The organism is Micromonospora sp. NPDC005324, from assembly GCF_040607155.1.
In the GTDB taxonomy this organism is placed as follows: domain Bacteria; phylum Actinomycetota; class Actinomycetes; order Mycobacteriales; family Micromonosporaceae; genus Micromonospora; species Micromonospora trifolii.
Genome location: NZ_JBEXGE010000011.1, coordinates 51,516 through 73,779 on the forward strand (window position 1 = coordinate 51,516; position 22,264 = coordinate 73,779).

Annotated in this window: 24 protein-coding genes and 3 tRNA genes; 15 read left to right on the forward strand and 12 right to left on the reverse strand. The window is 71.3% G+C overall.

Going from position 1 to position 22,264, the window contains the following annotated elements; all coding sequences use genetic code 11:
- Window positions 1–59 precede the first annotated feature (59 nt).
- The 8 genes from ABZS40_RS14115 to ABZS40_RS14150 all read left to right on the forward strand — a co-directional run bounded on the left by ABZS40_RS14115 (window position 60) and on the right by ABZS40_RS14150 (window position 5,626).
- Window positions 60–1,202 carry a polyprenyl synthetase family protein gene (locus ABZS40_RS14115; protein WP_354943686.1) on the forward strand — a complete coding sequence of 381 codons (1,143 nt, stop codon included), beginning with the start codon at window positions 60–62 and terminating at the stop codon, window positions 1,200–1,202.
- Window positions 1,203–1,230: 28 nt separating this feature from the next.
- Window positions 1,231–2,712, forward strand: a complete 1,482-nt coding sequence (gene crtI / locus ABZS40_RS14120; protein WP_354943687.1) for a phytoene desaturase family protein — start codon at window positions 1,231–1,233, stop codon at window positions 2,710–2,712.
- A complete protein-coding gene (gene idi / locus ABZS40_RS14125; RefSeq protein ID WP_354943688.1) occupies window positions 2,709–3,329 on the forward strand; it encodes an isopentenyl-diphosphate Delta-isomerase in 621 nt (206 codons plus the stop codon). The genes crtI and idi overlap by 4 nt, the downstream gene beginning before the upstream one ends.
- A complete protein-coding gene (locus ABZS40_RS14130; protein ID WP_354943802.1) occupies window positions 3,319–4,263 on the forward strand; it encodes a MerR family transcriptional regulator in 945 nt (314 codons plus the stop codon). Before idi ends, ABZS40_RS14130 begins: the two co-directional genes overlap by 11 nt.
- Window positions 4,264–4,338: 75 nt before the next feature.
- Entirely contained in the window at window positions 4,339–5,121 is a 783-nt protein-coding gene (locus ABZS40_RS14135) for a polysaccharide deacetylase family protein (RefSeq protein WP_354943689.1), read from the forward strand.
- 154 nt (window positions 5,122–5,275) lie between these two features.
- Window positions 5,276–5,348: transfer RNA gene (locus ABZS40_RS14140), tRNA-Glu, on the forward strand.
- Window positions 5,349–5,379: 31 nt separating this feature from the next.
- Window positions 5,380–5,453, forward strand: a tRNA-Asp gene (locus tag ABZS40_RS14145).
- A 99-nt stretch (window positions 5,454–5,552) separates the two neighbouring features.
- Window positions 5,553–5,626 (forward strand) — tRNA-Phe (locus ABZS40_RS14150).
- 241 nt (window positions 5,627–5,867) lie between these two features.
- Here the strand turns inward: ABZS40_RS14150 and ABZS40_RS14155 are convergent.
- On the reverse strand, window positions 5,868–7,160 hold the full coding sequence (locus ABZS40_RS14155; protein ID WP_354943690.1) for a hypothetical protein: 1,293 nt from the start codon (window positions 7,158–7,160) through the stop codon (window positions 5,868–5,870).
- A gap of 166 nt (window positions 7,161–7,326) precedes the next feature.
- Here ABZS40_RS14155 and ABZS40_RS14160 point away from each other — a divergent pair, with 166 nt between their 5' ends.
- Entirely contained in the window at window positions 7,327–7,854 is a 528-nt protein-coding gene (locus tag ABZS40_RS14160) for an SRPBCC family protein (RefSeq protein WP_354943691.1), read from the forward strand.
- A 12-nt stretch (window positions 7,855–7,866) separates the two neighbouring features.
- Here the strand turns inward: ABZS40_RS14160 and ABZS40_RS14165 are convergent, their stop codons facing one another.
- Window positions 7,867–8,571: a DUF2786 domain-containing protein gene (locus ABZS40_RS14165; RefSeq protein ID WP_354943692.1), complete on the reverse strand. Its 705-nt coding sequence runs from the start codon at window positions 8,569–8,571 to the stop codon at window positions 7,867–7,869.
- A gap of 129 nt (window positions 8,572–8,700) precedes the next feature.
- Here ABZS40_RS14165 and ABZS40_RS14170 point away from each other — a divergent pair, with 129 nt between their 5' ends.
- Window positions 8,701–9,141: a hypothetical protein gene (locus ABZS40_RS14170; protein ID WP_354943693.1), complete on the forward strand. Its 441-nt coding sequence runs from the start codon at window positions 8,701–8,703 to the stop codon at window positions 9,139–9,141.
- Between the two features lie 57 nt (window positions 9,142–9,198).
- Here the strand turns inward: ABZS40_RS14170 and ABZS40_RS14175 are convergent, their stop codons facing one another.
- Window positions 9,199–9,588, reverse strand: a complete 390-nt coding sequence (locus ABZS40_RS14175; protein WP_354943694.1) for a hypothetical protein — start codon at window positions 9,586–9,588, stop codon at window positions 9,199–9,201.
- Between the two features lie 156 nt (window positions 9,589–9,744).
- Between ABZS40_RS14175 and ABZS40_RS14180 the strand changes: the two genes are divergently transcribed.
- Window positions 9,745–11,088, forward strand: a complete 1,344-nt coding sequence (locus ABZS40_RS14180; protein WP_354943695.1) for an ABC transporter substrate-binding protein — start codon at window positions 9,745–9,747, stop codon at window positions 11,086–11,088.
- A 68-nt stretch (window positions 11,089–11,156) separates the two neighbouring features.
- Here the strand turns inward: ABZS40_RS14180 and ABZS40_RS14185 are convergent, their stop codons facing one another.
- Together ABZS40_RS14185 and ABZS40_RS14190 are read right to left on the reverse strand one after the other, a co-directional pair.
- Complete coding sequence (locus ABZS40_RS14185) at window positions 11,157–11,900, reverse strand: enoyl-CoA hydratase/isomerase family protein (protein WP_238678742.1); 744 nt, start codon at window positions 11,898–11,900, stop codon at window positions 11,157–11,159.
- A gap of 108 nt (window positions 11,901–12,008) precedes the next feature.
- On the reverse strand, window positions 12,009–12,866 hold the full coding sequence (locus tag ABZS40_RS14190) for a 3-hydroxyacyl-CoA dehydrogenase family protein (protein ID WP_354943696.1): 858 nt from the start codon (window positions 12,864–12,866) through the stop codon (window positions 12,009–12,011).
- 177 nt (window positions 12,867–13,043) lie between these two features.
- Here ABZS40_RS14190 and ABZS40_RS14195 point away from each other — a divergent pair, with 177 nt between their 5' ends.
- The gene (locus tag ABZS40_RS14195; protein ID WP_354943697.1) at window positions 13,044–13,331 is read left to right on the forward strand and encodes a hypothetical protein; all 288 of its coding nucleotides are present in this window, start codon (window positions 13,044–13,046) and stop codon (window positions 13,329–13,331) included.
- 49 nt (window positions 13,332–13,380) lie between these two features.
- On the opposite strand, the gene ABZS40_RS14200 is transcribed toward ABZS40_RS14195, so the two are convergent.
- Window positions 13,381–14,160, reverse strand: coding sequence for a class I SAM-dependent methyltransferase (locus ABZS40_RS14200; RefSeq protein WP_354943698.1), 780 nt, complete (start codon window positions 14,158–14,160; stop codon window positions 13,381–13,383).
- Window positions 14,161–14,214: 54 nt separating this feature from the next.
- Between ABZS40_RS14200 and ABZS40_RS14205 the strand changes: the two genes are divergently transcribed.
- A complete protein-coding gene (locus tag ABZS40_RS14205; protein ID WP_124853500.1) occupies window positions 14,215–14,604 on the forward strand; it encodes a PPOX class F420-dependent oxidoreductase in 390 nt (129 codons plus the stop codon).
- Window positions 14,605–14,690: 86 nt separating this feature from the next.
- Here the strand turns inward: ABZS40_RS14205 and ABZS40_RS14210 are convergent, their stop codons facing one another.
- Both ABZS40_RS14210 and ABZS40_RS14215 read right to left on the reverse strand, forming a co-directional pair.
- The gene (locus tag ABZS40_RS14210; protein WP_007073996.1) at window positions 14,691–14,900 is read right to left on the reverse strand and encodes a BldC family transcriptional regulator; all 210 of its coding nucleotides are present in this window, start codon (window positions 14,898–14,900) and stop codon (window positions 14,691–14,693) included.
- Window positions 14,901–15,150: 250 nt separating this feature from the next.
- Window positions 15,151–15,990, reverse strand: coding sequence for a hypothetical protein (locus ABZS40_RS14215; RefSeq protein ID WP_238678788.1), 840 nt, complete (start codon window positions 15,988–15,990; stop codon window positions 15,151–15,153).
- A gap of 193 nt (window positions 15,991–16,183) precedes the next feature.
- Here ABZS40_RS14215 and ABZS40_RS14220 point away from each other — a divergent pair, with 193 nt between their 5' ends.
- Window positions 16,184–17,266 carry a Glu/Leu/Phe/Val dehydrogenase dimerization domain-containing protein gene (locus ABZS40_RS14220; RefSeq protein ID WP_354943699.1) on the forward strand — a complete coding sequence of 361 codons (1,083 nt, stop codon included), beginning with the start codon at window positions 16,184–16,186 and terminating at the stop codon, window positions 17,264–17,266.
- Window positions 17,267–17,566: 300 nt separating this feature from the next.
- Window positions 17,567–17,782 carry a DUF3073 domain-containing protein gene (locus ABZS40_RS14225; RefSeq protein ID WP_354943700.1) on the forward strand — a complete coding sequence of 72 codons (216 nt, stop codon included), beginning with the start codon at window positions 17,567–17,569 and terminating at the stop codon, window positions 17,780–17,782.
- Window positions 17,783–17,917: 135 nt separating this feature from the next.
- Here the strand turns inward: ABZS40_RS14225 and amcA are convergent, their stop codons facing one another.
- The 4 genes from amcA to purF all read right to left on the reverse strand — a co-directional run bounded on the left by amcA (window position 17,918) and on the right by purF (window position 22,098).
- Entirely contained in the window at window positions 17,918–18,145 is a 228-nt protein-coding gene (gene amcA / locus ABZS40_RS14230) for a multiple cyclophane-containing RiPP AmcA (RefSeq protein WP_354943701.1), read from the reverse strand.
- Window positions 18,114–19,217 carry a cyclophane-forming radical SAM peptide maturase AmcB gene (gene amcB / locus ABZS40_RS14235; RefSeq protein WP_354943803.1) on the reverse strand — a complete coding sequence of 368 codons (1,104 nt, stop codon included), beginning with the start codon at window positions 19,215–19,217 and terminating at the stop codon, window positions 18,114–18,116. Before amcB ends, amcA begins: the two co-directional genes overlap by 32 nt.
- A 130-nt stretch (window positions 19,218–19,347) precedes the next feature.
- A complete protein-coding gene (gene purM / locus ABZS40_RS14240) occupies window positions 19,348–20,502 on the reverse strand; it encodes a phosphoribosylformylglycinamidine cyclo-ligase (RefSeq protein ID WP_354943702.1) in 1,155 nt (384 codons plus the stop codon).
- Window positions 20,503–20,559: 57 nt separating this feature from the next.
- Entirely contained in the window at window positions 20,560–22,098 is a 1,539-nt protein-coding gene (purF, locus tag ABZS40_RS14245) for an amidophosphoribosyltransferase (RefSeq protein WP_354943703.1), read from the reverse strand.
- Between the last annotated feature and the right edge of the window lie 166 nt (window positions 22,099–22,264).

Here is a 22,264-nt window from a genome sequence, read left to right on the forward strand (position 1 = left end):
CTCCTCCATTATCGACGCACCAATCGACGCAACTCGTAGCCTAGGGTACGCTGAGCCGCATGGCCAACGACGCAGTTGCGGGCAACGTGACCCGCGTGGCGCCGACAGGGCCGGGGGACGGGGACGATCCGGTCCGCGCCGTCCTGGCCGCTTATACCCACGATCTGGTCACGGCGGTCGACGAGACACTGGACGCCTTCCTCACCGCCGAGGTCGACACCCTCAACGACATCGACGCGTCGATGGGCAGCTTCGCCGCCACCGCGCGGGAGGCCGTCCTGACCGGCGGCAAGCGGATCCGGTCCACGTTCGCCTACTGGGGGTGGCGCGGGGCCGTCGGTGGCACCGCGGCGCTGCCACCCGTGCTGCCCGCGCTGGCCGCGCTGGAGCTGCTGCACACCTTCGCGCTGGTGCACGACGACGTGATGGACGCGTCCACCACCCGCCGCGGCCGGCCCAGCGCGCACGTCGCGCTCGCCGAACAGCACGTCACCGCCGGTCACCGAGGTGATCCCGGCCGGTTCGGTGAGGCCGTCGCCGTGCTCATCGGCGACCTCTGCATGGTCTGGGCCGACCAGTTGCTGGCCCACGCCTCGGTGCCGTCGACGCGACTCTTCGAGGTGCGCCGCTGCTACGACCAGATGCGGGTCGAGACGGTCGCCGGGCAGTATCTGGACGTGCTCGGCGAGAACGACCCGGGCAACTGGTCGGTCGACCGGGCGCTACGGGTGGCCCGCTACAAGACCGCCAGCTACACGGTTCAGCGACCACTGCTCTTCGGCGCCTGCCTGGCCGGGGTGCCCGCCGACGACGCGCTGGTCTCCGCGTACACCCGCTATGGCCTGGCCGTCGGCGAAGCGTTCCAGCTCCGCGACGACCTGCTCGGCGTCTACGGCGACCCGGCGGCCACCGGCAAGCCGGCCGGGGACGACCTCCGCACCGGCAAGCCGACCACGCTGCTCATGCTGGCCCGTGAGCTGGCCACGCCGGCCCAGCTCACGGCGTTGGAGCGAGCCGCCGACGGATCGGTCGACACACTCGCCGCGCTGGTCACCGAGACCGGCGCGGTGACCCGGGTGGAGCAGATGATCGCCGAGCGGGTCAGCGACGCGCTGGCCGCGCTCGACGCCGCACCCGTGGACCAGACGGCGCGGACCGCGCTGACCGGGCTGGCCACCGCCGCTGCCAACCGGCGGGCCTGATGAGCGACTTGAGCGAGGAGGTGGTCACGTGCGGACGGTGACAGGACGGACGGACCGGGTGGTGGTCGTCGGGGCCGGGCTGGGCGGGCTCGCCTGCGCGCTGCACCTGGCCGGCAGCGGTCGACAGGTGACAGTGCTGGAGCGCGAGCCGGTGCCCGGCGGGCGGGCCGGACGCCTCGGCGTGGACGGCTACGAGTTCGACACCGGCCCGACAGTGCTCACCATGCCCGACCTGATCGCCGAGGCGCTCGGCGCGGTCGGCGAGGAGCTGCACGACTGGCTGGACCTGACCCCGCTCGACCCCGCCTACCGGGCGTACTACCCGGACGGCTCGACCCTCGACGTGCTCACCGACACCACCCGGATGGCGGCCGAGATCTCCCGGGTCTGCGGGCCCCGGGAGGCCGACGGCTACCTGCGGTTCGTCGAGTACGCGCGGGAGCTGTGGCGGCTGGAGCGCACCGACTTCATCGAGCGCAACCTGGACGCGCCGACCGACCTGGTCACCGGCAACCTGCTCAAGCTGCTCAGCGGCGGGGCCTTCCGGCGCCTCCAGACGAAGATCAACCAGTTCTTCCGGGACCCGCGTACCCAGCGGATCTTCTCCTTCCAGGCGATGTACGCCGGCCTCGCGCCACACGACGCGCTGGCCATCTACGCGGTCATCGCGTACCTCGACTCGGTGGCCGGGGTCTACTTCCCGCGCGGTGGCATCCACGCGGTCTCCAGGGCGATGGCCGGCGCTGCCGAGAAGCACGGCGTGCAGATCCGGTACGACACCACTGTGACCCGGGTGGAGACCGTGAACGGCCGCGCCACCGGCGTGCTCACCGCTGACGGCGACCTGGTGCCGGCGGACGTGGTGGTGCTCAACCCCGACCTGCCGGTCGCCTACCGGGACCTGCTCCCCGCCGCGCCGCAGCGCCGGCTCACCTACTCGCCGTCCTGCGTCGTTCTGCACGTCGGCTCGCGACAGGCCTATGCGAAGATCGCCCATCACAACATCCATTTCGGACGCGCGTGGAAGGGCACCTTCGATGAGGTCATCCGACGGGGTGAGCTGATGACCGATCCGTCGCTCCTGGTGACCAACCCGAGCCGGACCGACCCCGCGGTGGCCCCGCCGGACCGACACACCTACTACGTGCTCGCCCCGGTGCCCAACCTGCACCGGGCGCCGTTCGAGTGGCGCGGCGACCTGACCCAGCGCTACACCGACCAACTGATCGGCACCCTGGAGGAGCGCGGCTACGTCGGCTTCGGCGCCGGGGTCGAGGTGCTCCGGGCGATCACCCCCGCCGAGTGGGAGGAGCAGGGGATGGCCGCCGGCACCCCGTTCGCCGCCGCGCACACGCTCTTCCAGACCGGCCCGTTCCGCCCGTCCAACCTGCACCGCAACCTGTCGAACGTGGTCTTCGTCGGCTCCGGGACCCAACCCGGCGTCGGCGTGCCGATGGTGCTCATCTCCGGCAAGCTCGCCGCCGGCCGGATCACCGGAGAAGGTCGATGACCAGCCGTGAGAAGCACCTCGTCGAACTCGTCGACGAGACCGGCACGGCCCACGGCGAGACGACAGTGGCGGCCGCGCACCAACCTCCGGGGCAGCTGCACCGGGCCTTCTCCGTGTTGCTGGTGAACCCGGACGGCCAGGTGCTGCTCCAGCGCCGAGCCGCCGTCAAGACCCGGTTCCCGCTGCGTTGGGCCAACGCCTGCTGCGGCCACCCCCAGCCCGGGGAGTCGCTCGCCGAGGCGGCCAACCGACGGTTGAGCGAGGAGTTGGGCGCGGGCCCGGTCGAGTTGACCGAGGTCGGCATCTACGTCTACTACGCCGAGGACCCGGCGACCGGTCGCGTCGAGTTCGAGTACGACCACGTACTGCGAGGCGAGTTCCTGCCCAGCGCTCCGCTCCTGCCCGACCCGGACGAGGTGGCCGAGCTGCGGTGGGCCGACCCCACCGCGCTGGAGGCCGAGTTGAAGGTCGACCCCCGGTCGTACGCGCCCTGGCTGGGCGGGGTGGTGAACCGGCTGCTACGCCCCTCGGAATCCCGGTCGGGCGCAACAGGCCCGGCCATGACGCCGCTTGGATCTCCGGCGGATGACACGGCGGAGCGGTCGGGTGGTCGATGAGGCGCTGAGCGCGGGCGCTGTCGCACGTCGGTTGGGGGTCGCGGTGACCACCCTCCGCACCTGGCACCAGCGCTACGGGCTCGGGCCCAGCGAACACATCCCCGGTCACCACCGCCGGTACACACCCACCGACCTGGCCCGCCTCGAGATCATGCGACGACTCACCGCCGAGGGGGTGAGCCCCGCCGAGGCGGCTCGCTGGGCCCGCCAGGCACCGGACCCGACGCCCAACGGCACCGTCGCCCCCGCCCGGATCCACCCGACCGGCCGTGACGGCGGCGGCTCCATCCCGGTCGGCCGCGCCGGCCCGGCGGCCCGCGGGCTGGCCCGGGCCGCCATGCGACTGGACGCGGCGGCGATCAGCGAGACGATCGCGCACGCCCTGGCCGCCAGCGGGGTCGTCGCCACCTGGGAGGGCCTGCTCCGTCCGGTGCTCGCCGGCATCGGCGAACGCCACGCCACCACCGCCGGCCTGATCGAGGTGGAACACCTGATGTCCCGCTGCGTCTCGGAGGCGCTCGCGGCGGCCAGTCGGGCCAACGTCCCCACCGGACCGGCGCGGATCCTGCTCTCCTGCGCCGACGAGGAACAGCACACCCTGCCGCTGGAGGCGTTGGCGGCAGCTCTGGCGGAGGCCGGTGTCAGCTACCGGATGCTCGGCGCCCGGGTGCCGGTGGCCGCTCTCGTCGAGGCGGTCAACCGGACCGGACCGGCCGCCGTGGTGCTCTGGTCGCACACCCGGGCCACCGCCGACCCGACCCAACTCGGCGCGCTGCTCGCCGCCCCCCGACGCCCGTTGCTGGTGCTCGCCGCCGGTCCCGGCTGGCGAGCCGACACGCTGCCCGCCGGGGTGGTGCGGCCGGTCGACCTGGCCGAGGCGGTCTCGCTCTCCGCCGCCGTCCGCGACTCCCTGGACCAGTCAAGGCGTGATTGATCGCACTGTCGCCGGATCGCGGCGTGAACTACCGTCGGGCGGGTCCGCCTACCCCGACCCTCCGGGAGCGAGCAGATGCAAGCCCGCGCCATCCTGGCGTCCGTCCTCGCCGTGGCGCTGGTCCTCTCCGGCTGTGCCCAGCCGGAGCGCACCATCGCACCCGCCGGTGCCCCACGGCCGGTGGGATCGACCATGCCGCCCACCCCGACACCGCACCCCAGCGTCACCAAGCCGGCCAAGCCGCCACTGCGGCCGCTGCCGGCCAAGCTCCCCGCCGGTCTGGGGCGCAACACCGGCGTACGACCGGTGGCCCTGACGTTCGACGACGGGCCCAGCCCGGCCTGGACACCCAAGGTGCTCGACCAGCTGAAGGCCGCCAAGGTGACAGCGACGTTCTGCGTCGTCGGTCGTGAGGTGCAGCGTCACCCGGAGTTGGTCCGTCGGATCGTCCGGGAGGGACACCAGCTCTGCAACCACAGCTGGCGTCACGACCTCGATCTTGCCCGTCGACCTGTCGGCGAGATCCGGGCCGACCTGGACCGCACCAACAAGGCCATCCGGAAGGCCGCTCCCGGCGCGAAGGTGTCGTTCTACCGGCAGCCGGGCGGCCGGTGGACGTCGGAGGTGCTCGGGGTGGCCAAGGACCTCGGCATGCGCCCGCTGCACTGGTCGGTCGACCCGCAGGACTGGGACAAGCCAACCGCGGCCACGATCGGCAAGCGCGTCCACGCCGCCACCCGGCCCGGTGCGATCGTTCTCCTGCACGACGGGGGCGGTGATCGGGCCGCGACACTCGCCGCATGCCCGAAGTTGATCGCCGACCTGAAGCAGCGCTTCGGCATCACCCGACTCCGCTAGAACCGCCCTGACCTGTGGTTATGGCCCGTCCGAAGCCCTTGCCCATACCGATTTTGTCGACCGGCGGAGCATCACGTATGCTTTCCAAGCCTCCGGCGGGCCCGGATGGGAGCAAGTCCGCTTGAAGTTGCGAATGTGCAATGATGGCGGGGCCGCCCTCATCGTCTAGCGGCCCAGGACGCCGCCCTTTCAAGGCGGTAGCACGGGTTCGAATCCCGTTGGGGGCACGACCGGCGCAAGCCGGAGCAACACAAGCTAGGTCCTGTGGAGCAGTTGGAGTGCTCGCCGCCCTGTCAAGGCGGAGGTCGCGGGTTCAAGTCCCGTCAGGACCGCAGCGCTGACGCCGCGCCCCGCGCGGCGTTCTGCGTATCGGAGCAGGTCGCCTTGCCGCCGGTTCGTCCGGTTGCCGGGTAACATGAGCCGAGCGACAGGGCCAGGTAGCTCAGTTGGTACGAGCGTCCGACTGAAAATCGGAAGGTCGGCGGTTCGACCCCGCCCCTGGCCACATAGCCTTTCGCCGGGCTACAGAGGTCCCCACCAGCGGAAACGCAGGTGGGGATCTTGCTTTTCCGGCGCTTGGGGCCGACGAGCAGCATCACGGAACGCATGATCGACTCGACTTCCCTGATGTCGGGGTATCCCAGCGTTCGCAACACCGCGATTTCAAGGAAACCGAGTCGATCACGCTGGTACGACGGCCGCGTGTCAGCGGCCGCGCGGCAGACGTGACGCACGACAGCGCGGCGTCAGTGGTCGCGGCGACCCTGCGGGCGGTGCTGCGCCACGCTGCCCTGGATCGCCTCCCACACGCTGCGTCCGGCCTGTCGCAGCGTCTCCCCCGCCTGCTCGGCGAGTTGCGCCGCGCTCTGGGCTGCGCTCTGCGCCGCGCCCGGCAGACCACCGTCACCATGCCCGGACGGGCTCGGGCTGGGCCCAGCCGACCGACCGGGCTGGTTCGCGGTCGGCCCTCCCGGCGGCCCCTCGGGGCGCTGCTGGTCCCGGCCTGCCGCTCCCGGGCGCTTCCCGTCGCCCGAGCCTTCGGGCCGCTTCTCCTCGTCGTGACGCGGCCCCTCGTGCCGCTGGCCTTCCGGGCGGTTGCCACCTGGCGCGCCGACCTCCGGCTCACGGCCCTGCGGCTGCCGTCCATCTGGCTGCCGTCCCTGAGGATGCTGGCCCTGCGCATGCGGACCCTCAGGACGCCGAGCCTCCGGCTGCGGGCCCTGCGGCTGCGCCTGGTCACCTGACCCCGGGCCGCCAGTTCGCGGCCCGGGTCCTCCAGCACCTCGGTCCGAGCCGGCCATGCCTGCCCCGGACCGACCCCCATCCGGCTGACCTGGATCCGGCCGACCAAGGCCCGGCCGACCAGGATCCGGCCGACCAGGATCCGGCCGACCAGGGCCCGGCCGGTCGAGACCCGGTCGATCGGGGCCCGGCCGGTCGAGACCCGGTCGATCGGGGCCCGGCCGATCGGGGCCCGGCCGATCGGGGCCCGGCCGACCCGGGCTCGGCCGATCGGAACCCGGTAGACCTGGATCCGGCCGAGCGAAAGCCAGTCGGTCGCGGTCGGCCACCGGACTGGCCGCGCCGACCTGGCGGCCCGGCTCGTCGCGTACGCCGTCCGAGCGTCGACTCGATGCCTTGATCTCCGCTGCGCCCGCGGTCGACTGCTGGGCGCTGCGGTTCACGTCGTCGACAGCGGTGCCGGCCGTACGCGCGAGCGCCTCGATGATGTGTGGGTTGTGGTCGAGCGTGTCGAGCGCGCGTCCCAGGATTCTGGTCAGCTGCTCCAACCGCACCCGCAGCTGCGCCTCGGCGTTCACCCCGTCGATGTTCAACTCGCCGCCGTTGAGGTGCACGCGTACGCCGGCGTCGACCTGGAGCAGGTTGGCCACCCGTGCCCGCAGCGACAGGTCGGCCTCCAGACCGTCGACCGCCAGCCGGATGGAGTCGACGGAGACCTTCGGAATGTCGAGCAGGACGTCGGGGTTCCCGCTGTCGACGTTCCGGTCCGGTTCCCGCTGCTGCCCGCTGTCGCTCATGCTCTCCCGCCCCACCTGCACACCGGCCCGGTCGTCCGAGCCGTTGGGCGCGGTTACCCGCTTTCCGGCGGGCCATCCCGTCCGTGACGACTCGACGACCCTCTGTCTGGAACCGGGCACCGCGCGAAGCTGCACACCGAGGCATCAGCCGGTATGGTCCGGGCCTATGGGACAGGAATTGACTGATCCGGCCGACATCCGGCAGGACGTCGGCCAGTTCTCTCTCCGGTGCAGCCTCCTCGTCCCGGGCTCCGTCGAGCACGCGTTCGCGGTCTTCACCGACGAGCTGACCGAATGGTGGGTCACCGAATACACCTGGTCCGGCCCGGACGCGCTGGCTGAGCTGGGCATGGAGCCTCGGGCCGGCGGCATGCTCTACGAGTTGGGCCCGTACGGCTTCCGCGCCGACTGGGGTCGGGTGCTCACCTGGGATCCGCCCCGCCGGCTGGTCTTCGTCTGGCAGATCGGCCCCGACCGGGCGCCGGTGCCGGACCCGGCCCGCGCGAGCGAGGTCGAGGTGCTGTTCCATGCCGAGGAGCCGGAACGCACCCGGGTCGAGCTGGAGCACCGGCACTTCGACCGGCACGGCGAGGCCGCCGAGGGTTACCGCAAGGCGCTCACTGCCGGCTGGCACGAGTTGCTCACCCGCTACGTCGCCACGGTGTCGCGCCACCGCCCCACCACGACGGCCTGACGACCCACCGGGTCAGCGGCCGAGCCGCCGACCGGCAGCGGCGCCGCCGAGGTCCCGACCACCAAGGTTCGCGCGTTGGCCGGCCTCTGCCCCCGAGCCGAAGCCGGTGCCTCCCAGCCGCCGTGGCGGTGCGGTACGCAGCCGTGGGTACTCCTCGCTGAGCCGGCGCTGCACCCGGTCGGACCGGTCGGTCAACACCAGCGCCATCGACGGTGCGCCCGACTCGCTGGCCGCCGCCGACTCGGCCGCCCAGAGTCGGCCTCCGACCACCTCCGCGAAGCCGGCCAGCCAGGAGCGGCGGAAGGCGGCGGGGTGGTCGTCCGCGGGCACCTTGATGGCGGCCAGGCCGTGTGCCGCCTGCACGAGCAGTGAGGTGAAGAGCAGGTCGACCCGTTCCAGGTCGCTGGCGAACCCGAAGAGGTGCAGGGCGAAGCCGTTGCCCTGCCGACGGCGTACGCAGCGGCAGCGCAGCGGCTCGGCGACCGCAGCGAGCAGGCCTACCTTGTCTCGGGCGTACGGGGCGACGACGTCCAGCACGCGATCGCCGACCGGGTCGGTGGTCGGGTCCCGGGCGGCGAGCAGCGCCCTGTCGACGCCGTAGCGGGCGATCAACTCGGTGGCCTTGGCGGTGAACGCGGCGGACTCGGCCAGCGTGCAGGCCGGGTCCTCGGCCTGGGCCAGCAGCTTGCGCACCTTACTGAGCATGGCCTCGGACATGCCTACAGAGCTACCACACGGGCCGGACATCATCGGGGCCGCGCCGCAATCGATCGAAACGTATCATCGTCACGGCCAGATGATCAGTCCAATACGGACGGTCAGTCAACTGTTTGGAGGAACGACCGGATGCCATCCCCGACCGCTCGTCTGCTCGCCGTCGCCACGGCCACCGCACTGCTCTCCGTCGGTACGCCCGCGCAGGCGGAGCCGATCACACCGACCGCGCCGGTCAGCTCCGGGCCGAACGCGTTCGCCCCGCTCGCCACCTGTTACGGCGGGGCGGTCCGGTCGTACTTCGAGACCGGCCGCTACGGCGGCTCGGCCGGCCAGTACCGCACCACGACGCGCTGTCGCGACATCAACGTCCGCAACGCGAGCGTGTACGCCACCGAGGCGTGCGTGATCTTCGTCGACAAGACGAGCGCCTGCAACTACTGGACCTACCTGCCGGCCAACTCGGGCTGGATCACGGTGGCGACCAACGTCCGGGACGGCGTCAACTTCCGGGTCCGCTTCGAGAACCTGCGGTACGAGTACGAACCGCTGATCGCGGACCACGCGTTCTGACCGGCCCGCACGGTCGCGGCGTCCGCCCCCCGACGGACGCCGCGACCCGGCAGTGCGTCACCCGGCGCGGCTGCGCAGGGTGGCGATCGTCGAGCCGGCGAGTGTGAGCAGGCAGTCGGGGAGCAGCCCGTCGGCGGCCGCCGCGCCGAACAGCGCCTCACCGGTCGGTTCGTCCTGGTTCGCGTACGCACTGACGAAGCGGGCTACCCAGCGGGTGTCGTACCCGGCCTGATCGATCCCCGGAAAGTCGAGCGCCGCCCCGCTGGCCGCCGGCGCGTCGCCGAGCATGGTCGCTGCCAGGCACCAGGCGACGCCGTACGCGCCGTTCAGGCCGGCCCGGTCGACGACCGCGTCGAACGCTCCCACCACCGCGTCTCCATCGCCGGTCAGCGCCGAACGGAGCACGGCGGCCGCGTCATCGAACGTCTGCTGTGGTAGGTCGGTCACGCAGCGCACAGTAGGACGGGTGGTCAAGCGGCCCCCGCAATCGTCACTGTCCGTGTTCAACGCGAGCTACCTGCGCATTACGCCACCTCCACGGTCCCGCCGCCGGCCTCGGCACGCTAATGTGCGCAGCGGACCTTCGCCGGAGGAAGGACGACCATGTTCGAATCACGCCGCTCGCGGGTAGCCACACTGGCTGCCTGCGCGACGATCCTGCTCGCCACAAGCGCTTGCGGGGATGACAAGCCTGAGGAGGCAAGCGCCCAACAGGTGCGCCTCTACGGCACGGACGGCAACATGCTCAACTCCTATCCTGCGGAGTTGAAGGAACGGGCGAGTCTCGTCGACGGGATGAAGGGCACCACGCCCCTCGTTCCGCTGCCCGAAGACTTCAAGGGCCGGCTACGGGCCGTCAATCCGGCGCTGACGGACTACTTGTACTCCGCCGAGACGTACGACGCGGTGGTGATCGCCGTGCTCGCCGCCCAGCTGGCCGGCAGCACCGACCCGGCTGCCATCGCGAAGCAGATCGTCGCCGTGACCAACGACGGGCAGCGCTGCGAAGACCCGGCGAGCTGTCTCGCGCTGGCCCGCAACGGGCAGGACATCGAGTACCGCGGCGTCTCGCTGAGCAGGGCGGGCTTCACCGACAAGGGCGAGCCGGCCACCGCGAGCTACGCCACGCTGACCTTCGACGGGCAGCAGATCAACGACGGTAAGACCGAGTTCGTCGGCGCGGGCATCGAGTCGGCGGCGAGCACCAAGACGCCGCCGAAGCCGAAGAAGCAGCGCCCGGGTGGCGCCGCAGACCAGGAGCCGCTGGTCCTCGGCGGCCTGCTGCCGAAGACCGGTGACCTCGCGATCGCCTACCCGCCGATGGCCGCCGGCGCCGCGCTGGGGATCAAGGAGATCAACGCCGCCGGCGGCGCACTGGGCAAGCCGGTGACGTGGCTGGACGGCGACGACGGCACCAACCCGACGGTGGCCAAGGCCACGGTGGCCAAGCACGTGACGGGCGGCGTCAGCGTGATCATCGGCGCCGGTGGTTCAGGCATCTCCCGGGCGGTCCTGCCGGACGTGGTGCAGGCCGGGAAGATCCTCTTCTCCCCGTCCAACACCGACAGCAGCCTGACCGACGTGGAGGACCAGGGCCTCTACTTCCGTACCGCCCCGCCGGACAGCCTCCAGGGCCGGGCGTTGGCCGACGTGATCCTCCGCGACGGGTCGCAGAAGATTGTCATCGTCGCCCGCAAGGACTCCTACGGTGAGGGCCTCCAGGGCACCGTCCGCGACGAGCTGGAGAAGGCCGGTATCGCCAACGACCGGCTCAAGCTGTTGACGTACGAGCCCCCGGCCGACGCCAAGGCCGCGCCGGTCGACTTCAGCAGCGGCGCGAAGGAGATCAAGGCATTCGGCGCGGACGCCGTACTGATCATCGGCTTCGGTGAGTCCGCCCAGGTGATCCGCGGGCTGGCCGACGCCGGGGTGCAGATCCGGCAGTAGGCAGGACCCGAAACCACGACGGCCGCACCGGCTTCCCGCCGGTGCGGCCGTTTCTGGTACGCGGGGGATCAGCGCGGCCGGCGGCGCTCCAGGAACTCGGTCATCCGGCGGTGCTTCTCGTCGTCCTCGAAGAGCACCGCCTGGCTGACCAGGTCGAGATGCGGGTGCGCGGCGGCCGGCGCGTCCACCGCCAGCTTGGTCAGCCGCACCGCCAACGGTGAGCCCAGGGCGATCTCGTCCAGCAACGCGTCCGCCACCGCCAGCAGCTCGCCGGGCTCGTCCACCACCCGGTTCACCAGGCCGATCCGCAGCGCCTCGGTGGCGTCCACCCGCCGGCCGGTGAAGAGCAGCTCCTTGGCCCGGCCCTCGCCGATCAACGCGGGCAGCCGGTGGGTCGCGCCGGCACCGGCCAGGATGCCCAACCGGACCTCCGGTTGGCCGAAGACCGCCCGCGCCGTGCACACCCGAAGATCGCAGGCGTACGCCAGCTCCGCGCCACCGCCCAACGCCGGGCCGTCGACGGCCGCCACGGTCGGCATCGGCAGCGCCCTGATGCGGGCGAAGGCGGCCGAGTTGATCGCGGCGAGAGCGTCGGTGCGACCGCGTTCGCGGAGCTGGCCGATGTCGGCGCCACCGGCGAAGATGCCCGCCGCGCCGCCGGTGAGCAGCAGCAGTCGCGGACGCGCCTCCAACTCGGCGCAGACCTGGTGCAGCTCGGCGATCAGGTCAGCGTCGATGGCGTTGCGCTTCTCCGGCCGGTCCAGGGTGACCACCAGCCGGTCCGGCCGCTCCTCGATCCGCAACCCGCTCACCGTTCCGACCTCTCGTTCGCGACTGCGGGGCTCGCAAGCTCACTCCTCGCGCTCACCGGGTCGACCTTCGTTTCGCGACTGCGGGGCTCGCAAGCTCACTCCTCGCGCTCACTGCTTGCCCCCGGCTTCCCAGCGGTAGAAGCCCTGCCCGGACTTCTTACCCAGCCGCCCGGCGGCCACCATCTCCTCCAGCAGCGGCGGGGGCGCGAAGCGGTCCCCGTACGCGGCCTGGAGGGTGCGGGCGATGTCCAGCCGCACGTCGAGGCCGACCAGGTCGGTGAGCTCCAGCGGCCCGATCGGATGCCGGTAGCCGAGCACCATGGCCTTGTCGATGTCCGCCGGGCTGGCCACCCCGTCGGCGACCATCCGGATCGCCTCCAGCCCGAGGGTGACCCCGAGCCGGGAGGTGGCGAAGCCGGGCATGTCGCGTACGACGACGGGGTCCTTGCCCAACCGGCCGGCGAGCGTGACGGCCGCGGCGGTGGTCTCCTCGGCGGTGGCCGGGCCGACCACGATCTCCAGCAGCGCCATCGCCCAGACCGGGTTGAAGAAGTGCAGGCCGACGAAGCGCTCGGGCGCGTCCAGCTCGGCGGCCAGCGCGCCGATGGCGATGCTGGAGGTGTTGCTGCCCAGCAGCGCCGGGCGCAGCGCGGAGGCGTCCCGGAGCACCGCACGCTTCGCCTCGAGGCGCTCCGGCACCGCCTCCACGATCACATGGGGGGCGGGAGCGACCTCGGCGAGGGTCGGACGCAGCGTCACCCGCTGCCGGTTGGTGGCGGCCTCGTCGGCGCTCAGCTTCCCGCGCTGCACCGCCCGCTCCCACAGCTCGGCGAGCCGGTTCAGCGCGGTCGCGCCCCGCTCGGGGTCCACCTCGACCAACTCGACGTCGTGCCCGGCGCCGGCCGCCACGTACGCGATGCCAAGCCCCATCGTGCCGGCACCGACGACCACGAAACGATCGCTCATCACGCCTCCCTGTCCCGCCCGCCGACACGCGGGGTCCCCGCAACGCCGGCCCGGGTGTCCCGCCCGCTCCGCTCGCTCATGGTGCGACCCTAGACAGCGCGACGACCCGGCCCATGCGTGGGGGAGCGCCGGATCGGGTAATGACGGCCCGTCAACCGAGGGAAGGACCGCATCGAGATGAGCCAGGCACCGGAGAGCGTCACCGGCGGGGAGATCGTGGAGACCCGAGGCGACGAGCGGGTCGAACTGCTGCGCGCCGACACCAACAACGACGGCAAGACCGACGTGTGGGTGGTGGACACCGACGGCGACGGCAAGGCGGACCTGTTCCAGTTCGACACCGACGGTGACGGCAAGGTGGACATCACCATGGTCGACATCGACGAGGACGGCCAGCCGGACGAGGTGGTCGACGGCGACGGCGGCCTCCCGCCCGAGCAGCTCCCCCCGACCGTCCAGGTCTGAGACGTACGACGGCCCCCACCCTCCGCCGGAAGGAGAGTGGGGGCCTCGCTCAGTCCGCGAGGCGCAGGGTGGCCAGGTAGTAGGGGGCGTCGCTGTCGTCCACATCGGTGAGCCGCCAACCGGTGCCGTGCACCAGGCCGGCGAACTCGTCCGCGGAGCAGACCAGGTAGTCGAACCACTCGGTGCTCAACTCGCGGTAGCGCAGCCGTAGCCGCAGCTGACCACCGAGCCGGCCGCGCCGACGGTTGCGCTCGTGGTAGCCGGTGTGCAGCGGGTCGCGGGTGCCGTACGGGTCGGTGCCCTGCGCGATGATCTGCGCCCCCGGTCGGGCCAGCGCGGCGAGCGCGGCCAGGAACTCGGGAGCCCGCTCCCGCCCCTCGAACAGCCCGAGGTTGTTGCCGAGCAGCAGGAACGTGTCGTACCGCGACCCGTCGGCGACGTGCGTGTCGACGGTGCCGTGCACCAGCCGCCGGACGCCGCGACGCCGGCTCACCTCCAGCGCGCCCGCGGAGGTGTCCAGCCCGGTGACCGGTACGCCGCGCTCCTGGAGCCGCAGCGCGATCCGGCCGGCCCCGGTGCCGATGTCCAGCGTCTCGCCGCGCGACCGGTCCACCGCGCGGTGGTCGTACGGCTGCCACTCCGTCGGCCCGTCCAGGTAGTGCGCGGCCGGGGCGCCGTTGATCAGACCGTCGTCGCGTTCGATGATCTCGATGACCGGTCGCGGCAGTCGACCACCGACCAGGGGTCGGGGGCCGACCCCGGTGGCCACGGCGAGCGTGTCTCGCAGCAGTTCGCCGACCACGTCACCGATTAGGGGCTCAACCGTCACGACGTTCACGCTATCCGGCCACTCAGTGGCCCACGCCGGCCGTATCCTGGCGGCGTGACCATGCTGGACCGGCTGTCGGCTGAGAAGTACATCCTGCTCACGACCTTCCGCAAGGACGGTCGGGCGGTGCCGACCCCGGTCTGGGCGGTACGCGACGGCGAGGCGTTGGCGGTCTGGACCCGGGCCGACTCGGGCAAGGTGAAGCGGATCCGCCGCAACGGCGAGGTGACGGTGGCCCCATGCGACGTGCGGGGTCGCCCACACGGGGCGGAGGTGCCGGCTCACGCGACGATCTACGGGGGTGGTGACACCGGTCGGGTCCGCGACCTGCTCAAGCACAAGTACCGCCTGATCGGTCGACTGAGCCTGCTGGGCAGCCGGTTGCGTCGCGGCGAGGGCGGCACTGTCGGCATCCGGGTGACGTTGGCCGAGCCACGCCGCTGAGCCGCGGCCGACGTCGTGCTCGGCGGTGCATACGAAAGGGGCGGCGGATCGAGATCCACCGCCCCTGACGAAGAACTGTTGCCGGCTCAGTCGCCCTGCCGCTGCTGCGGGATCTGGCCCTGAAGCAGCGCCCTGACCTCCGACTCACGGTACCGACGGTGGCCACCCAGAGTGCGGATGGCACTGAGCTTGCCAGCCTTGGCCCACCGGGTCACCGTCTTCGGGTCAACCCGGAACATCGACGCCACCTCGGCCGGCGTGAGTAGCGGCTCTGGTTCGTGCGTTCGCGATGCCATCGGTCACTCCTCCACATGTATAGACATCGGCCGGGGTCCCGCCGGCCGACGCGTCTCCCATGGTCCGGCTAGTCCCCGATGTCCGACATGGGCCGAACGGATGAAGGTCCCTAGACGGACGGATGAACCATGCCCGATTTTTACGACTTTTACACGGCAGAAAGTACCTTATTCGGACTCATGATCACGGTTCGTGATGCGTCAACTACGAGCACACCTCACCTTGGGAGCGCTCCTAGGGTGATATGCCCTAGTTGCACCGCTCCAACAGCTGCACCGCGCGCCACCGAGCCACCAACTTGTCGTACGCGGCCGACGCCTCCTCGGCCTCGCCGCGCGACAGCCCCGCGAGGCCGCCGGCGACCAGTTCGGGCGAGTCGTCCGCGGCGAGCGTCTCGTCGGAGAGCAGGTCGACCAGACCGCCGTAGTCCAGCTCCACCACGGACCGCGGATGGAACTCCTCCAGCCAGCGGGCCGCCTCCTCCACCGCCTCGGTGATCGGCGCCTCACCCACCGACTTGCGCAGCACCGACAGCGCCCGCGACGAGCGGCGTCGAGCCTTGGATATCTCGGTGCGGTAGCGCAACGCCCGCCGTCCCGGCTGGGTGACCAGGTCCCGCTCCGCCGGGTCGAAGAGCACGAACCACCGCAGCGGTACGCCCCAGGTGGCGATCTGCTCGTGCACCCGGGGCACACCGTGCTCCAGCACCCTGGCGCCACTGCGCCAGTCGTCCACCACCGCCCTGGCCTGCCCGGCGAGCACCGGCGGCACGAAGGCGTCGGCGAGCACCGAGGGCACCCCGTCGCGGGCGCTGAGCGCCGCCTCAGCGACCCGGATGCGCAGGTTCCACGGGCAGACCAGCAGGCCGTCGTCAGTCTCCAGGACGTACGCCTCCTCCGGCAGGTCCGGCAGCCTGGTCCAGCCGGCGCCCAGCGCCTCGATCACCGCCGTCCGCTGCCGACCGGGCCCCTCGACCGGGGCGACCGCGCGCCCCTCCGAGACGTAGCGGCGCCAGTAGCTCTGCCGGTCTCGATCGAAGGCGGCCAACGGTTCGTACACGCGCAGGTAAGAAGCGAAGAGCGACGGCACCGCGCGATCCTCCCACGAACCACGCCCCTACGCGGTCAGCGGCTGGAGCACGCGCGCCGCACCGTGAGACGGCGGCGGCGCGTCGAGCGCCCGCCCGGCGGCCGATACTAGGCTCGATCACACCGGCAGCATCCCCGCCGGGGTCCACCAGGTCCGCGTCTCACAAGGACGCACACCACAGTAGGAGCCAACCATGGGCGTATTCGCGAGCACCGACGACCCGGTATCGACCGGTCACGAACAGGTCGTGTTCTGCCAGGACAAGCAGAGCGGCCTGAAGGCGATCATCGGGATCTACTCCACCGCGCTGGGCCCGGCGCTCGGCGGCACCCGCTTCTACCCGTACGCGAGCGAGGACGACGCCCTCGCCGACGTGCTGGACCTGTCCCGCGGGATGGCATACAAGAACGCGCTCGCCGGTCTGGACCTGGGCGGCGGCAAGGCAGTCATCTGGGGCGACCCAGAGCAGATCAAGAGCGAGCCGCTGCTGCGCGCGTACGGCCGCTTCGTGGAGTCGCTGGGCGGTCGCTACTACACCGCCTGCGACGTCGGCACGTACGTGGCGGACATGGACGTCGTGGCCCGGGAGACCCGCTACGTGACCGGGCGCAGCGTGGAGCACGGCGGCGCCGGCGACTCGTCGATCCTGACCGCCTGGGGTGTCTTCCAGGGGATGCGGGCCGCGGCCGAGCACGTGTGGGGCACCCCGAGCCTGCGCGGCCGGCGGGTCGGCGTGGCCGGCCTGGGCAAGGTCGGCAAGTACCTCACCGGGCACCTGCTGGAGGACGGCGCCGAGGTGGTCGCCACCGACGTCAACCCGAAGGCGCTGGCGTGGGTAAGCAGCAACCACCCGCAGGTCACCCTCGTCGACGACTCCAGCGCGCTGGTCGCCGCGGACATCGACGTGTACGCGCCGTGCGCCCTGGGCGGCGCCCTGAACGACGACACGGTGCCGGCGTTGCGCGCCAAGGTGGTCACCGGGGCGGCGAACAACCAGCTCGCTCACCCGGGCATCGAGAAGCTGCTGGCCGACCGGGGCATCCTCTACACCCCGGACTACGTGGTCAACGCGGGCGGCGTGATCCAGGTGGCCGACGAGATCGAGGGCTTCAACTTCGACCGGGCCAAGCTTCGGGCGACCCGGATCTACGACACCACCCGCGAGATCCTGCACCTGGCCGACGCGGAGGGCGTGCCGCCGGCGGTGGCCGCCGACCGGCTGGCGGAGCGGCGGATGGCGGACGTCGGTCGGTTGCGCGCGATCCACCTGCGCTGAACGATCCCGGGGGCGGGTCGGCGAGATCCGCCTCCGGGCCCCGGGCCGGGCGCGGCTGGGTAAGCTGAGGCCGGATCAAATTTTGATGCGGTTTGTCCGGTGTCACGGGTGCTAACCGTTCCGCTCCTTACCCGGTACACTGGGTGACGGCCGGATCGACGCGACGCGCAGAGCCGGCTGACGGTAACCCGAGGTGCCGAACGGTGGCATCCCCATGTACCGTAAGAGCCACGAGAGATGCCTGACGTCATCGGGGCCCGCCTTCGGGCTGCCCCGCATTCTGTGCGAGGGGGTCGAGCCATGGGGCGCGGCCGTGCTAAGGCCAAGCAGACAAAGGTGGCCCGGGAGTTGAAGTACCACTCCCCGAACACCGACCTCACTGCCTTGCAGCGGGAACTGGGTGGTGCTGGTAAGTCTGAGCACCACTTCGACGACGACTCTAAAGAGTTCGTCGGCGACGATGATGAGGATCATGCGGACGACGACCCAGATCCCTGGGTCCGTCCGACCCGCTGACCTCTCGACGCAGCTGAGCACGCGGTAACCCCGCGTGCTCACGCACGTCCCGTGCAGGTTCAGCCGCCGACGATCAGGGGCCTGGCCCGACCGGATCCACTCCGGCCGCTCGACAGGCCCCTGACAACGGTGTCCTCAGCGCGGGCGATTGTTCCAGTTGTAGAACGTCGGGATGTTCTCGAAGTGGTTCCAGGCGCAGACCGCGCTGGAGCCCTCTCCGCCCAACACCTCCGAACGCAGCCGCCGTGCGTCCTCGGCCTCCTGAAGCAGTGCGACGAGCGCGGGAGCCGCGTCTCGCACCCGTTCGGTGACTCCGTTGTCCGCTTCGCGCTCAGGCCGCCGGTGACTGGTGGTCTCGGGCATGCTCCAACACTCCCTCCAATAGGCGGATCTTGCTGTTGCGGCAGTGCTCGGTCTCCGTACCGTCAAAACGCCCCAGTTCGAAGTAACGGTTGGCGGCGTGGCCGCCACCGCAGAAGCCGAAGTACGGGCAGGACGCTCGACACGCCTCCACACCGGCCAGGAACTCCCCCACCCACGGCGTGGTCGGCGCGTTGCCGAGGATCTGCGCCAACGGGGTCGCCAGCACGTTGCCGCTGCTGAAGTCGCCGTAGCGGGGGTCGGTGAACCCGGCCAGCTCCGGGGAGAGCACGATCACCGAGCCGTCGTGCCCGATGGTCGGGATCGGGTCCAGTTGGCGGGGCAGCACCGCGTCCGCCGAGTTGTCGAGCACCGCCGCGGCGTAGCGCAACGACCACTCGATCTCGCGGAGATGGATCCGGGGCTCCCGGCGCCACGCCCCGACCAACTCCGCCCAGAACGCGGACACGGCCGACGGGTCGTGGCGGTTGTCGCGGGTGTTGACTCCCTCGGTCTCCTCGATGTTGATGCCGAGCACGTCGCAGCCCAGCTCGAGGAAGTAGTCGTACAGCTCGGTGGCGAGCCCCGGCTCCGGCCGGGACACCACGGCCAGCGCGGAGAAGGGCAGACCGCGCCGGCGCAGCACCGAGATGCCGTGCAGGATCCGGTCGTACGCCGGCTGACCACCCCGGTTGACCCGGTCGCCGTTGCGCGCCCGGGGCCCGTCGACGCTCACGCTCACCCGCATTTCGTGCCGGGCGAAGAAATCGCACCAGTCGTCGTCGATGAGAGTGGCGTTTGTCTGCACGTGGTGCTCCACCTCAGGCCCGAACGGGGCGATCAGCTCGGCCAGATGCTCTCGACCGGTGGCCAGGGGCTCGCCGCCGTGCCACACGACGGAGAACCGACCGTTCGCCGCCCAGGGCTTGACAGCGGCCGCGACCGCCGCGGCCACCGCCACCGGCATCCGGCGGTCGGCGGCCCGAAAAGGCAGATAGCAGTACGCGCAGTCGAGGTTGCAGAGGGTGGTGGGCTGCATGACGACGTACGACGGGACGGCGGCAAGACCGCGCATCCCGCTGAACGACTGTCCCCGAGCAGCCATCGCCCTCCTCCGCCTAGCCTGAGGGTGCCCTTCAGGCTAGGCGGCATTGGCCACTCGGGTGAAGCCCTGATCAGGTGCCCGTACGATCACCAGAGGGTGATCAGCCCCGGGTGTGCTGACCGACCATCTGCACGTTGCCGGTGCCCTCGATGATCTCGCCGGCCTGCCACGCCTCGACCCCACGGCCGGTCAGGGTGGCCAGCGCCCGGTCGGCGTCCTCGGCCGACACGATCGCGAACATGCCGACGCCCATGTTGAAGGTCGACTCCATGTCGTGGTCGTCGATCCGACCCTTCGTCTGGATCAGGTCGAAGATCGGCTGCGGCTTCCAGGTGGACCGGTTGACCACCGCGTCGACGTGCTCGGGCAGCACCCGGACCAGGTTGCCGGGGATGCCGCCGCCGGTGATGTGGGACAGCGCCCGCACCTCAGCCTCGGCGATCAGCTTGAGGCAGTCCTTGGCGTAGATCTTGGTCGGGGTGAGCAGCTCCTCGCCGAGGGTCCGCTGCCGACCGAAGTCGTCGATCACGATGTCCAGACGCATCCGAGCCGCGCCCAGCAGCACGTGCCGGACCAGCGAGTATCCGTTGGAGTGCAGGCCGGAGGAGCGCATGGCGATCACCACGTCGCCCACCTCGACCCGCTCGGGGCTGAGGATGTCGGCTTCCTCGACCACGCCCACGCCGGTCGCGGAGATGTCGTACTCGTCCGGGCGCAGCACGCCGGGGTGCTCGGCGGTCTCGCCGCCCAGCAGCGCGCAGCCGGCGTAGCGGCAGCCGTCGGCGATGCCCGCGCCGATCTCGGCGACCTTGTCCGGCACGACCTCGCCGGTGGCGATGTAGTCGAGCAGGAACAGCGGCTCGGCGCCGCAGGCCACCAGGTCGTCGACGACCATCGCGACCAGGTCGATGCCGACCGTGTCGTGAATGTCCATCTGCTGGGCGATCACCAGCTTGGTGCCCACCCCGTCGGTGGAGGACGCCAGGATCGGGCTCTTGTACTTCTTCGTGTCCAGCCGGAACAGGCCGGCGAAGCCACCGAGGTCACCGAGCACCTCGGGACGGCGGGTCTGCCGCACCTTCGACTTGAGCAGCTCCACAGCGCGGTCACCCGCGTCGATGGAGACGCCGGCGTCGGCGTACGAGACCGAGCGTTTGCGCGCCTGGCGGCCCGCACCGCCCGTCCACGGCTGGCGGTCGCCGCCGGCGCCGGTCGGGCTGCTTCCTGCGCCGTTGCGCTCGGACACGTGCGTCACGGTTCTCCCCTTTGGTTCTCGGTGCCGCCGGCGGTAGCCGGGCCGCGCCGGTTGGTGCTACGGGCGGTTTGCGGTAACGCCACCCGGAGTGGCGACGGACGAGCCGTTTGTGGGCGGGGCCTCCGGCGCCGAGTTGCCGACGCGTCGGCCCACCCCTTCGAGCACGTGCTTGCCGATCAGGTTGCCGGCCGGCAGCTCGATCGGGTACTCCCCATCGAAACACGCCCGACACAACCGGGTCTTCGGCTGCTCGGTCGCGGCGATCAGGCCAGGAAGGGAAACGAAGCCCAGCGTGTCGGCGCCGATGGAGCGCCGGATGCCGTCGTTGTCCAACCCGTTGGCCAGCAGCTCCGCCCGGGTGGCGAAGTCGATGCCGTAGAAGCACGGCCAGCTGACCGGCGGGGAGGAGATCCGGACGTGCACCTCCAGCGCCCCCGCCTCACGCAGCATCCGCACGATGGCGCGCTGGGTGTTGCCGCGCACGATCGAATCGTCCACTACCACCAACCGCTTGCCGCGGACGTTCTCCCGCAGCGGGTTGAGCTTGAGCCGGATGCCGAGCTGACGCAGGGTCTGCGACGGCTGGATGAAGGTACGACCCACGTACGGGTTCTTCATCAGGCCGGCGCCGTACGTGATGCCGGACGCCTCCGCGTACCCGATGGCGGCTGGGGTGCCCGACTCGGGCACCGGGATCACCAGGTCGGCCTCGACCGGGTGCTCCTTGGCCAACTGTCGGCCGATCTGCACCCGCGCCGAGTGGACGTTGCGCCCGGCGATCGTGGCATCGGGGCGGGCGATGTAGACGTACTCGAAGAGGCAGCCCTTCGGCTCCGGCGCGGCGAACCGGGTGGAACGCAGCCCGTTCTCGTCGATCGCGATCAGCTCGCCCGGCTCGACCTCGCGCACCACGCTGGCGCCGACGATGTCCAGGGCAGCCGTCTCGCTGGCGACGACCCAGCCGCGCTCCAGGCGGCCGAGCACCAGCGGGCGGACGCCGTGCGGATCGCGGGCCGCGTAGAGGGTCGACTCGTCCATGAAGACGAAGCTGAACGCGCCGCGCAGCTGCGGCAGCACCTCCAGCGCGGCCGCCTCGACCGACAGGTCCGGTCGACTGGCGAGCAGCATCGTCACCAGGGAGGTGTCGTTTGTCGAGCCGTCCGCGATGAGGCCGCGCTCGGCGACCTCCTTCTCCAGCTCGGCCGTGTTGACCAGGTTGCCGTTGTGGGCCAGCGCGATGGTCGTGCCGGAGGTGGTCGACCGGATCGTCGGCTGGGCGTTCTCCCAGTTGGACGCACCGGTGGTGGAGTATCGGGCGTGCCCGATCGCCAGGTGACCACGCAGGCTCGCCAGGGTGGGCTCGTCGAAGACCTGTGCCACCAGGCCGAGGTCCTTGTAGACCACCACGCCGGAGCCATCGCTCACCGCGATGCCCGCCGCCTCCTGGCCGCGGTGCTGCAGGGCGTAGAGGCCGAAGTAGGTCAGATTGGCAACCTCTTCGCCGGGGGCCCAGACGCCGAAGACGCCGCAGGCATCCTGGGGGCCAGGTCGTTGGGGGTCAAGGTCGTGGCTCAGCCGGCCGTCGCCTCGGGGCACCTACCGCTCCCTCATGCTGGTCTGGACCGGCCGGGCGGGGATCACGGGCGGATCCACTGTCCTCTGCCGGGACCACTGTCGTCGCCTGACAGTGTACGCGAATCGACGTCAATACAGAAAGTCACGATCCCCCTGCTCAGCGTTACGGTGAGTGGGACATCGGGAC